Source organism: Streptomyces sp. NPDC051822 (assembly GCF_044452745.1).
GTDB lineage: Bacteria > Actinomycetota > Actinomycetes > Streptomycetales > Streptomycetaceae > Streptomyces.
This window is the reverse complement of record NZ_JBITBZ010000003.1, coordinates 484,835-496,132: the sequence shown is the minus strand read 5'-3', so window position 1 is coordinate 496,132 and position 11,298 is coordinate 484,835. Positions and strand designations below refer to the sequence as shown.

Annotated in this window: 9 protein-coding genes and 1 pseudogene; 4 read left to right on the top strand and 6 right to left on the bottom strand. The window is 70.7% G+C overall.

Annotated features, from left to right (window positions below; genetic code table 11):
- Positions 1–3: 3 nt before the first annotated feature.
- The 3 genes from chvE to ACIA8N_RS12735 form a co-directional block, all read right to left on the bottom strand.
- Positions 4–1,122, bottom strand: coding sequence for a multiple monosaccharide ABC transporter substrate-binding protein (chvE, locus tag ACIA8N_RS12745; protein ID WP_365780242.1), 1,119 nt, complete (start codon positions 1,120–1,122; stop codon positions 4–6).
- 5 nt (positions 1,123–1,127) lie between these two features.
- The gene (locus tag ACIA8N_RS12740) at positions 1,128–2,129 is read right to left on the bottom strand and encodes a hypothetical protein (RefSeq protein WP_365780241.1); all 1,002 of its coding nucleotides are present in this window, start codon (positions 2,127–2,129) and stop codon (positions 1,128–1,130) included.
- A 506-nt stretch (positions 2,130–2,635) separates the two neighbouring features.
- Positions 2,636–2,845 carry an enoyl-CoA hydratase-related protein gene (locus tag ACIA8N_RS12735; RefSeq protein ID WP_365780240.1) on the bottom strand — a complete coding sequence of 70 codons (210 nt, stop codon included), beginning with the start codon at positions 2,843–2,845 and terminating at the stop codon, positions 2,636–2,638.
- Between the two features lie 317 nt (positions 2,846–3,162).
- Here ACIA8N_RS12735 and ACIA8N_RS12730 point away from each other — a divergent pair, with 317 nt between their 5' ends.
- Positions 3,163–3,537, top strand: coding sequence for a DUF6193 family natural product biosynthesis protein (locus ACIA8N_RS12730; protein ID WP_365780239.1), 375 nt, complete (start codon positions 3,163–3,165; stop codon positions 3,535–3,537).
- 59 nt (positions 3,538–3,596) lie between these two features.
- On the opposite strand, the gene ACIA8N_RS12725 is transcribed toward ACIA8N_RS12730, so the two are convergent.
- The 3 genes from ACIA8N_RS12725 to ACIA8N_RS12715 form a co-directional block, all read right to left on the bottom strand.
- Positions 3,597–4,163, bottom strand: a complete 567-nt coding sequence (locus ACIA8N_RS12725; protein ID WP_365780238.1) for a HutD family protein — start codon at positions 4,161–4,163, stop codon at positions 3,597–3,599.
- Positions 4,164–4,371: 208 nt separating this feature from the next.
- On the bottom strand, positions 4,372–5,790 hold the full coding sequence (pntB, locus tag ACIA8N_RS12720) for a Re/Si-specific NAD(P)(+) transhydrogenase subunit beta (protein WP_365780237.1): 1,419 nt from the start codon (positions 5,788–5,790) through the stop codon (positions 4,372–4,374).
- A 1-nt stretch (position 5,791) separates the two neighbouring features.
- The gene (locus ACIA8N_RS12715) at positions 5,792–7,318 is read right to left on the bottom strand and encodes a Re/Si-specific NAD(P)(+) transhydrogenase subunit alpha (protein WP_365780236.1); all 1,527 of its coding nucleotides are present in this window, start codon (positions 7,316–7,318) and stop codon (positions 5,792–5,794) included.
- Between the two features lie 321 nt (positions 7,319–7,639).
- On the opposite strand from ACIA8N_RS12715, the gene ACIA8N_RS12710 reads away from it, so the two are divergent.
- The 3 genes and pseudogenes from ACIA8N_RS12710 (at position 7,640) to ACIA8N_RS12700 (ending at position 11,298) form a co-directional block, all read left to right on the top strand.
- A complete protein-coding gene (locus tag ACIA8N_RS12710) occupies positions 7,640–8,692 on the top strand; it encodes a hypothetical protein (RefSeq protein WP_365780235.1) in 1,053 nt (350 codons plus the stop codon).
- Between the two features lie 193 nt (positions 8,693–8,885).
- Positions 8,886–10,379, top strand: a complete 1,494-nt coding sequence (locus ACIA8N_RS12705; protein ID WP_365780234.1) for a hypothetical protein — start codon at positions 8,886–8,888, stop codon at positions 10,377–10,379.
- A gap of 45 nt (positions 10,380–10,424) precedes the next feature.
- Positions 10,425–11,298: pseudogene (locus ACIA8N_RS12700) on the top strand (IS5 family transposase).

The window sequence follows — 11,298 nt, the reverse complement described above, 5'->3', positions numbered from 1 at the left end:
CGGCTACTTCAGGTCCGCGGCGTTGTAGTAGCCACCGCCGACGAGGATCTGCTCGTAGTTCGTCTTGTCCACGCTCACCGGCTGGAGCAGGTAGGCGGGGACGACCTTGGCACCGTTGTCGTACGCCTTCTCGTCGTTGACCTCCGGCTTCTTGTCGTGCAGCACCGCGTCGACCATGTTCGCCGCGACCTTGGCGAGCTCCCGGGTGTCCTTGTAGACGGTCTGGGTCTGCTCGCCCGCGATGATCGACTTCACCGAGGCCAGCTCGGCGTCCTGGCCGGTGACCACCGGCAGCGGCTTGGTCTTCGAGCCGTAGTCGTCGGACTTGAGGGCGGACAGGATGCCGATGGAGATGCCGTCGTACGGCGAGAGCACCCCGTCCACCCGGCCGGTCTTGTACGAGGAGGTGAGGATGTCGTCCATCCGCTTCTGCGCGGTGCCGCCGTCCCAGCGCAGGGTGGTGACCTGGTTGAGCGCCGTCTGACCGGAGGCGACGACCAGCTGCTTCTTCTCGATGTAGGGCTGCAGCACGCTCATCGCGCCGTTGAAGAAGTACTTGGTGTTGTTGTCGTCGTTGGAGCCGGCGAACAGCTCGACGTTGAAGGGGCCCTTCTTCGAGCCGTCCTTCAGACCGAGCTTCTCGACCATGTACGTGGCCTGCAGCTCGCCGACCTTCGTGTTGTCGAAGGAGGCGTAGTAGTCCACGTTCTTCGAGCCGAGGATCAGCCGGTCGTAGGCGATGACCGGGATGTCCGCGTCGGCGGCCTGCTGGAGGACGTTGTTCAGGGACTTGTTGTCGATCGCGGCGACGATGAGGGCCTTCACGCCCTGCGTGATCAGGTTCTCGATCTGGGCGACCTGCTGGTCGGGGTCGTCCTCGCCGAAGACCAGCTGGGTCTTGTATCCTTTCGCCTCCAGGTTCTTGACGACGTTCTTGCCGTCGGCGATCCACCGCTCGGAGGACTTCGTCGGCATGGCGATGCCGATGGTGGCGCCGTCGGCACCGCCGCTGCCGGAATCCCCCTTGCCGCCGCCCTCGGCGTTCTGGCCGCAGGCGGACAGTGTCAGGGCCAGACAGGCGGCTGCGGTCAGGGAGGTCAGTGCGGCTCTGCGGTTGCGCATGGTGATCAGTCCTCGTTCTTCTCGTCGTCGAGAGCAGGCGATTCCGTGGCGGAGAAACGGTTCAGGGGCCCCGGAAGCCGGGTGCCGAGCGGCGCCATCGCGCCGTCCGCGCCGTGCCGGGCGAGCAGGTCCAGGGCGAGGCGGCCCCGCCGCACCCGCTCCCGGGCCGAGTCCAGGGCGAGGGTCCGGAGATGGGCGCCGTACGGGTAGATCCCGGGCGCCCTGGACAGGCCGAACTTCAGGTAGAGCGGTGCGCCGCGCCGGATCAGCTCGGCGACCTCGTACATCCGGACATACCCGCCGAGGTCGTCGGGAGCCTCGATGTACATGTCCATGGGCGCGGCGGAGACCCGCCGGATACCGGTCAGGTGATCGAGCGTCAGGTCGCTCGGCACGTTGACCGAGTCGGCGCCGAGCCGCTCGTACACCGCGTACGAGGCGGGGTTGACCGGGCCGATCAGCGCGGACACCTTGAGCGTGGTGTCGGCCGGGATGAGCCCCATGAGACGTGCCCGGTGCAGTGTCCACAGCACGCCCTCGTCGGCGACGAGCAGGCATTTCACGCCCAGCTCGGTCGCGCGTACGGCGTCCTCGACGCATCCGGCGACGGCGTCGTGGCCACGCGCCCGCAGTCCGGCCCCCCGCGAGTCGGTGCGCACGGAGGCTCCGGTGTCCCAGGTGCCGCGCGGGCCGGTGAACAGGCAGAGCTCGACGGCCCGTTCGGTGGTGGCGGCGACCATCTCGGCGATCTCGGCGTCGGTCAGCATCCACACGCCGCTGCCCTGGCTGATCCGGTGCACCGGCACGTCGAGCCGGTCGGCCTCCTCCAGGATCACGGCCAGCGCCTCGGGTCCCTCGCAGGAGGGGACCTCGGTGCGCCAGCGGCCGCCGCCGGGGAAGGCGTGCGGCGAGGCGTCGTCGGGGGAAGGGGCGGGCGCGCCCAGGCCGAGCGCGGCGAGCGCCTGTTCGGCCGGCCGGCGGGCGGTCGGGGCGGAGACATCGGTCACGGACTGTCCTTCATGTTCGATATATCGGACGTGGTTCGGTGGTGTGGATACGAGGGTGTCGATGCCGGAGCGGAGGGGTCCGGGCGGCGGGCGGAGAGGCGTCGGAGCCGTGGGCGAGGGCGGGAGCGGGCAGCCCGCCGCCCACGACGGCGGCGTCACCATGGCGCGCGGCTCACCCGCTCGCCCACCCGGCCCCCCGGGGCCGGCGCCGCCCCAGCCGACCTCGGGTGCCCCGTGCACGACCTTCTTGGTCTCCGCGTCGGCGAAGTCGTCGAAGTACTCCCATCCGCACGACCGTTGACCTCCTACTGTTCGAGATTTCGTACTGCGTTCGAAACTCTGGCGGTGACAGTAGGGAGGCCGCACGCGGGCGTCAAGAGTCCGGACAGGACCGGGAACCCGGGCGGACGGAGCGGCGGGGCGCGAAGGGCGAAATACGCCGGAAACCCCGCCCCGGCCGCTCCGAGGAGCGCCCGGCGGCGGGGCCGGGTCGGTGAGGTGAGGGCTCAGCCGAGGGGGTCGGCCGTGTCGCGCAGGGTGGCCAGGGCCGGGGCGTGCATCCGGGCCTTGACGGTGCCGAGGGTGTCGCCGGCCTTGTTCACCTGCGCCTGGGCGAGCTCGATCGCGGCGGAGCGCACGGCGTCCTCGGGGACCGCCCGGTGGACGATGCCGGCGGCCTCGGCGTCGGAGCCGCCGTAGCGGCGGGCGGTGATCACGACCTTGTGGGCGCTCCGCGGGGCCGGCCGGGACTAGGGCCTCTCGTTTGGATCATGCCGGGGGTGAAGAGGATGTTGATGTCCGCTTCGGGCAGGCACCAGTAGCCGCGGTCGGCGCGCATCACGCGGAAGTCGTGGGCCACCTGGCCCATGCCGACGGCGACGGAGGCGCCGTCCGCGCGAACAGGCCGGGGACGGAGACGACGTAGTCCCGGTACTGGTCGGCGTAAGCGAACAGCCAGTCCAGGGATGCGGGAGCTGCGGGCTTCGATCGGCCCCTACTGGGCTTCCGCAGCACGTGAGGTGAGAGCGGAGAGATGACGGACGACGCCGAAGCACGGAGGGCCGCGGAGATCGTGGCCGGGGAATGGCGCTTCCTCCTCGGCGGGAGTCACGACCTGATCGACGCGGAGACCGTCCGCGCGGCTCACGCGCAGCCGCGGCTGCGGCAGCTGTTCCCGCTGGCCGGTCACGGAGTCATGTACTTCAGTGGCCGCACCGGAATGCCGGCCGTCCATGTCGGGGGACAGGTCTGCCCGCGAGGTGCCGACGGACGGTTCCGGGTGCGCGGCCCCAAGGGCGTGGGGACCCTCGGCAGGGCGGAGACCCTGGTGGATGCGTTCGCGCTGGTGGTCGCCCATCTCCCGGAGGAGTGCGGGCCGGCCGTGCCCGGAGGCGCGGACCGGGTCTGACGGCGAGGGACGGGCGGCCCGCGCTCACCTCTCGGGAGCGATGTCCGCCCACAGCGCGCTCACGCCACAGGAGCGATGTCCGCCCACAGGGCGACGGCGTCGGGCGAGAGCGGTGTGGCCGTTCGACCCGGCGTGGCGTCGTGCTCGTCCCACCACACGCCCTGGCCCGCGACCAGAGGGCGTCCTTCCGTGCCGGTCCGCCAGTGGCCGCTCAGCACGTAGAACACCGCGGCGTGGCCGCCGGGCAGCGCGACAGGCCCGGTGATCCGGTCCACCCGAGCCGTCCGGCGGCCGCGCCGCACCATGATGTTGAGGACCCGGCAGGCCCCGCCGCACAGTTCGGCGGTCAGCTCCAGGTCACCGGAGAACGCGAGAGGCTCCTCCGGTCGCGCCGTCCGGTCGAACGTCCCCGGGGACGTCAGACGTACCCCGTCGCCCGACAGGAGCGTGAACGTCCTGTCGACACCGGGGAAGGCCGAGAACGGCCCGTGCCGGTCGATGTCGGCCACGCTCGCACGCCACTGGAACTCCTCGGCGCCCACCGGCCACGAGACGATCTCCCTCGTGGCGCCTCCACCGTTGCGCCACCGGCCCGCCTTCAGCGTCTCGACGTCGAAGTGGTGCATGCGGACTCCCGAGCTACGTGCGGTGCGGGCGCGGATCACCCGGCCGGACAACGATAGGGGCCGTCCTCCGACGCCCCCGCGGCGGAGGGCTCCCGGCGGGGTCCCGCGGCGCGTCGGCAGGGTCCGCCGGCGCATCGGCGTGGCGCATCGGCGGGGACGGGTCCGCGTCCACGCCGATGCGCCAGGAGGTCCTCCCGTACCGCGCTTCTCAGAGGGCGCCGACGATCTCCTCGACCCGGGCCTTCGCGTCGCCGAAGAGCATCGCGGTGTTCTCCTTGAAGAACAGCGGGTTCTGCACGCCGGCGTACCCGGAGGCCATCGAGCGCTTGAAGACGATGACCTTGCCGGCCTCCCAGACGGTCAGCACCGGCATGCCGGCGAGCGGGCTGCTGGGGTCCTCCGCTCCGGCCGGGTTGACCGTGTCGTTGGCGCCGATCACGAGGACGACGTCGGTCTTGGCGAAGTCGTCGTTGATCTCGTCCATCTCGAGCACGATGTCGTACGGCACCTTCGCCTCTGCGAGGAGCACGTTCATGTGGCCGGGCAGACGGCCGGCGACGGGGTGGATGCCGAACCGTACGTCGACGCCCTTCGCGCGCAGCTTCGAGGTGAGCTCCGCGACCGGGTACTGCGCCTGGGCGACGGCCATGCCGTACCCGGGCGTGATGATCACGGACCGAGCGGAGCCCAGGAGTTCGGCGGCGCCCTGGGCGGTGGTCTCCTGGTGCTCGCCGTAGTCGACCTCCGAGCCGGACGGCGCCTCGATGCCGAAGCCGCCGGCGATCACGGAGAGGAACGAGCGGTTCATGGCCTTGCACATGATGTAGGACAGGTAGGCACCCGAGGAGCCGACGAGCGCACCGGTGATGATCAGCAGGTCGTTGCCGAGCAGGAAGCCGGAGGCCGCGGCCGCCCAGCCGGAGTAGCTGTTGAGCATCGAGACGACGACCGGCATGTCGCCGCCGCCGATCGAGGCCACCAGGTGCCAGCCGAGGGCGAGCGCCAGGACCGTCACGGTGACCATCAGCCACAGCTCCGGCGTGATCACGAACCACACCGTCAGGGCGAGGAACAGGACGAGCGAGCCGAGGTTCAGGGCGTTCTTGCCCGGCAGCACCAGCGGCTTGGAGTCGATCTTCGCGGCGAGCTTCAGGTACGCCACGACGGAGCCGGTGAAGGTCACCGCGCCGATGAACAGGCCGATGAAGACCTCGGCGTGGTGGATGCCCAGGGTGCCGAGCGCGCCCAGGACCTCGGCCTCGTGGCCGTCGGGGTCGTACTCGACGTTCAGGAAGCCGTTCCAGCTGACCAGTACGGCCGCCAGACCGACGAAGGAGTGCAGCAGCGCGATCAGTTCGGGCATACCGGTCATCTCGACGCCGCGGGCGCGCCGCAGGCCGATCAGCGCGCCGATCAGCATCGCGACGGCCATCAGGCCGAGGCCCGCGGTGCTGATGTCGCCGTCCAACGCGAGCACGATCGTCGCGACGAGCGCGACGCCCATGCCGAGCATGCCGAAGGCGTTGCCGAGCCGTGCCGATTCGTGCTTGGAAAGTCCTGCCAGCGCGAGGATGAACAGCAGCGCGGCAACAAGGTAGGCCGCCTGTGCGGCGAGGGTCGCAGACATGTCAGCTCCGGTTGAACATGGCGAGCATGCGACGCGTCACCGCGAAGCCGCCGAAGACGTTGATACTGGCCAGAAGGATCGCCACGGACGACAGCACCGTGACCGTCGTGCTCGTGTGGCCGATCTGCAGGAGTGCGCCGACGACGATGATCCCGGAGATCGCGTTCGTCACCGACATCAGCGGCGTGTGCAGCGCGTGGTGCACGTGCCCGATCACGTAGTAACCGATCACGATGGCGAGGACGAAGACCGTCACACGGGGCAGCAGCGCCGCCGGGGCGAACCCCACGGCGAGGAACAGCGCGAGCGCGCCCAGGGCGACGCCGCCGAACTTCTGCTTAGGCGTCATCGGCGCCTTCTTGGGCGCCGGCTGCGCCGCGGCGGCCGCGGGCGCGGGGGCCGGGGCCGCCGAGACCTGGACCGGCGGGGGCGGCCACGCCGACTCGCCCTCGCGTACGACGGTGATCGAGCGCTGCACCGGATCGTCCCAGTCGAGGACCAGCAGGCCGTCCTTGCCGGGTGTCATCAGCTTCAGCAGGTTGACCAGGTTCGTGCCGTACAGCTGCGAGGCCTGGGCCGACAGCCGGCCCGCCAGATCCGTGTATCCGATGATCGTCACGCCGTTCTCCGTGACGGCCTTCTCGCCCTTCACGGTGCCCTCGACGTTGCCGCCGTTGGCGGCCGCCATGTCGACGATCACCGACCCCGGCCTCATGCTCGCCACCATCTCCGCGGTGATCAGCGTCGGCGCGGGACGGCCCGGGATCAGCGCCGTGGTGATGACGATGTCGACCTCGCGGCACTGCGCGGCGTAGAGCTCGGCCTCGCGCGCCTTGTAGTCGTCGCCCATCTCCTTGGCGTAGCCGGTCTTCGAGACCTCCACCTCGGGGGACGCGATCGACAGGTACTCGCCGCCCAGCGACCGGACCTGGTCGGCCACCTCCGGGCGCGGATCGGTCGCCCGTACGATCGCACCGAGCGAACCGGACGCACCGATCGCCGCGAGACCCGCCACGCCCGCGCCCGCGACGAGCACCTTCGCCGGCGGCACCTTGCCCGCCGCGGTCACCTGGCCGGTGAAGAAGCGCCCGAACTCGTGCGCGGCCTCGATGACGGCCCGGTAGCCGGCGATGTTCGCCATCGACGACAGCACGTCCATCGACTGCGCCCGGCTGATGCGCGGCACGGCGTCCATCGACAGCGCCGTGAAGGGGCGCCGGCCCAGGTCCTCGACCATCGCCGGGTCGAAGGCCGGCGCGAACAGGGCGATCACCGTCGCCTCCGGCCGTACTCGGTCCAACTGCGCCGGACTCGGGGCGTTCACGCCCAGCACCACGTCCGCGCCCGCCGCGTCGCCGACGGTCGCGCCGGCGGCCTCGTAGGCACTGTCGGTGAATCCGGCCGCGACCCCCGCGCCCGGGTCGACGACCACGTCGTACCCCAGTTTGCGGATCTGCTGGATCGTGGCAGGCGTGGCCGCGACACGACTCTCACCTGCCCGCCCTTCCTTGAGGACTCCGACAATCACGGGTGTTCTCCGTTCGCTGTTCAGGCCGTCACCGGCACGTTCTCGACACGTTCTCGACACGATCAGAAGTGCGCCCGCAATGACCCGGAGCACGACGCTCAGCTTGGCCGCCGAAAGCCGTCCTTGAACAGCTCCCACAAGTGAGGCACACGCAACACTCGACTGAACAGGAACCCCATGCATCACATGGCATCGTGCGTCTGGCACCTGCTCCTGGGAACAGGCAGCAGCTCCTGGGGTCATGCACCAGCTCGGCGGTGACCGCGCCCGGGGGGAAGAAACGGCGTACAGCGTCGTCGACGAACCGCCATGGAGGACCGCATGACCCGCACCACACCCCCGCGACCCGTCGATGTCGAAGCCGTCTTCCCCGCCCTCTCCGCCCATCGGCGTACGGCCACGCGCCTGCATCCCCGCCAGGGCGTGGCGAAGGCCGGGGAAAGCTCGCTGGCGGGGCCCCTGTTGTGGCCGGCCGACGAGCCGTGGCCGGTGTGCGTCGCGAAGCACCCCAAGGGCAGGGGCCATCGGCTGGACGACGTACGGCTCGGGCGGCGCATCCTCGCGGAGGCGAGAGGACGCGGCTTCTCCGACGAGGAGCGGCGGAGACTCGACGCCATCAAACCGGGACAACACGCCCCGGACCTCCGGGACGAGGATCCCCTCCCGCTGCTGGCCGTCGCCCAGCTGTACACGCGGGACATCCCCGACCTCGTCGGCCCGGAAGGCCACGACCTGCTCCAGGTGTTCTGGTGCCCCTTCGAGGTCCACGGACCTGACCGCACCATCGACGTCGTGCTGAGGTGGCGGCGCTCGCGGGAGGTCGGCGACGTCCTGACGCACCAGCCCGAGCCCCCGGTCGCGGGCCGCGAGGAGTGCGTTCCCACCCGCTGCGTCCTTCACCCCGAACAGGTCGTCGAGCACGAGTACCTGGGCCTGCTGAGCGAGGAACTCCAGGACGCCGTCGCCGACTGGGAGGAGGGCCTGTCGGACGAGGAGGAGGACGACGAGGAGGACGACGAGGACAAGGAGGAGTACGAGGTCGACTACATGAGCGATCTGTCCATCGCCCCGGGATGGAAGGTGGGCGGTTTCGCGTCCTGGCACCTCACCGATCCCGCACGGGTCGACTGCGCGGTCTGCGGCACACCGATGCCGCCACTGCTCACGGTCGACAAGTGGGAGTGCGACGGCGGTTCGAGGAGCTGGCTTCCCGTCGAGGAACGCGACTCGACCGACGCGTCCGACGTGATCGCTCCGGACGTCATCGACCCTGACGTGATCGACCCGGTCGGTGTCTACCTAGGCCGCGGCTCCATGCGCATCCACACCTGCCCCGCCGACCCGGAACACCCGCACCGGCTCAGCTTCCAGTAGGCGCCGCGCCGGCGCCCTCCTCCCCCGGCACCCGGCACCTGCTCGGGCCGCCGCCGGCTGCGGAAGCCGGCCGTTCCGCCCGGTACGGTGACCTCGCTCCAGGGGGCGGAGCAATCTCCCTCAACCCGCTTCGAGCCTCTACCGTGTTCCCCGACGGAAATGACAAGTACCGGCGACGGCAGGTGAGTTGGAAATGGCAGCAGATCCGGCGGATACGGCGTCCGTCAGCGGGGTCGGGTTCGGGGACTACTACCGGGCGCATGCGGGGCCGCTCGTCGCCCTGTCGCTGCTGCGGGGCGCGGACCTGGTGGAGGCGGCACGACTCGCCCAGGACGCGATGGCGGTGGCCCGCCGGTGGATTGACCTGCTGGTCGCGAACGAGGCCGGGGCCGCGAAGGACACCAGGACCCCTGTGGTCACCGCGCAGGCGCTGCGCTCCTGGACGTGCCGGATGACCGTCGGCGGCGGCATCGGAGCGCTCCGCTCAGCGCACGGGACGGTGCCGGCCCTCCTGGGGAAGGGCAGCACCGACGCCCTGGTACAGGCCCGGACGGTGGTGGCACTCGCCCCGCTACGAGAGTTGAACGAGCGCCAACTCGACGTCGTCGCGTTCCGCTTGGCCGGCTGCGCCCCGGGAGCGATCGGGTACGAGTTGGGCCTGTCGATGCCGAAGGTGCACCGCACCCTGCGCCACGTCGGCAAGCTGCTCGAAGCGGAGACGGGGGTACGGCAGGCCAGGGGTGCCGAGGCGTCGGGGGAGGCCGAGGGGTCCGGGGCGGACGAGGGGACCACCGAGACGGACGTCAGGTTCGCGGAGCTGCTGGGCGAGCTGGCCGCCGCGCTGGATCCCGTACTCGACCTGCGGGCCGGGCTGGACGAGGTGAGCGGCTCCATCGGCGCAGAGGGGACCACCGGCCGCCGCGACCCCGTACCGCCGCTGTGGAACCTCGGCCCTTCGCTCCCCGTGCCGCCCTTCGGCGCACCGGTGCCGCACTCGCTCGCCGAGCCCGCGCCATCCGGGCTACGGGCGTACGCGGCCGGCCTCGCCCGGTGCGACGCGCAGGGGCGCGCGGCTGCGCCACGCGTGTTTCCCGCGGTCGAGCTGGCGGCCGTACGACTCGGAGCGGTGTTCGCCCTTCAGGTGGAGCGGTTCCGACGGGAGGCCGAGAGGTCCGGAACACGGGCCACCAAGGACGAGTTCCGGAGGGAGGACGCCTGGGCGTTCGCGGTCGCACTGGCACAGGACGCCGCGCTCGCCGCGCCGATGTTCGACGCGGTGAAGGACCTCGGCGTCCCGCGCCGCGTCGGCTTCCTGGCGGCAGGCCTCGCCCATGACGACCCCTGGACGAACGAGGTCTCCTACGACGGGATCGAAGTGTCCCTCGCTCTGGCCGAGTTCCGGCGCGCGTCGGTGCGGGCGGCGCTGCGCGCGTTGGACCGGACCGATGCGGACACCTCCCCTCAGCCCGGCGGCTCGCTCGCCGAGGCCCTCACGCAGTCCCTGCGCGACGCCCACCGGATGATCCTCCAGCTCGGCGAACTGAACAGCGACCTCTCGCGTGCCGAGTCGACACTGCCGGACGGCTACTACGTCGACATGACCCGGGACTTCGACCTCCACCAGCGTTTCCATGCGGACCTGGCCTCCGGCATCGACGCCGTCCGGGAGGCCCTGTCGCGGCCTTAGGCTGTGTGTCGAAAGTGGATCTGGTGCTGTGGATGATCACGGTTCATGGGTCGGGGAGATCTTACGGACGAGCAGTGGGCGGTGCTGGAGCCGTTGTTGCCGAAGGGCACGAAGGCGGTCCGGCCACCTGTCTGGCCTCGGCGGCAGCTGATCGACGGCATACGGTTCCGTGTCCGTAAATGGGTTCCGTGGCGGGACGTGCCCGTCGAGTACGGGCCGTGGGGCCGGGTCTACGACTTGTTCCGCCGGTGGCAGCGGAACGGCACCTGGCATCAGGTCTTCACCCGGCTGCAGTCCTTGGCCGACGCGAAGGGGAGGATCACGTGGGACCTGAGTGTCGACCCACGGTCTGTCGTGCTCATCAGCGTGCGGCTGGGGCCGCAGGCAGGGTGACCTGCAGAAGTGACCGCCAGGCGGTGTGTTCACCGAACCCAAGGATCACGGACTGGGTCGCTCACGCGGCGGGTTCACCACCAAGTTGCACCTTGCCGTCGAGCAGGGTCAGAAACCCATGTCGATCGTGATCACGGCCGGGCAGCGCGGCGACTCGCCGCAGTTCGAACCCGTGTTGGACAAGGTCCGCGTGCCCCGCATCGGTCCGGGACGGCCACGCGTCCGCCCCAACCCCGTGCGGGCCGACAAGGCGTACGCCTCCCGCAGGAACCGCGGCTACCTGCGCCGCCGCGGGATTCGCTGCACCATCCCGGACAAGGCCGACCAGGCCCGCAACCGCCGAAGGCTCGGTTCCCGCGGCGGCCGGCCGCCGCGCTTCGACCCGGCCGACTACCGCGAGCGCCACGCGGTCGAGTGTGGGATCAACCGCCTCAAGAGGAACCGCGCTGTCGCCACGCGGTACGACAAGCTCGCTGTCCGCTACGAAGCGACAGTCCTGGTCACGGCGATCAACGAGTGGCTGTGA

Coding starts and splice junctions, on each gene's coding strand:
- chvE (WP_365780242.1), bottom strand. CDS start 1,122: ATGCGCAACCGCAGAGCCGCACTGACCTCCCTGACCGCAGCCGCCTGT.
- ACIA8N_RS12730 (WP_365780239.1), top strand. CDS start 3,163: ATGACGGACGACGCCGAAGCACGGAGGGCCGCGGAGATCGTGGCCGGG.
- ACIA8N_RS12725 (WP_365780238.1), bottom strand. CDS start 4,163: ATGCACCACTTCGACGTCGAGACGCTGAAGGCGGGCCGGTGGCGCAAC.
- pntB (WP_365780237.1), bottom strand. CDS start 5,790: ATGTCTGCGACCCTCGCCGCACAGGCGGCCTACCTTGTTGCCGCGCTG.
- ACIA8N_RS12710 (WP_365780235.1), top strand. CDS start 7,640: ATGACCCGCACCACACCCCCGCGACCCGTCGATGTCGAAGCCGTCTTC.
- ACIA8N_RS12705 (WP_365780234.1), top strand. CDS start 8,886: ATGGCAGCAGATCCGGCGGATACGGCGTCCGTCAGCGGGGTCGGGTTC.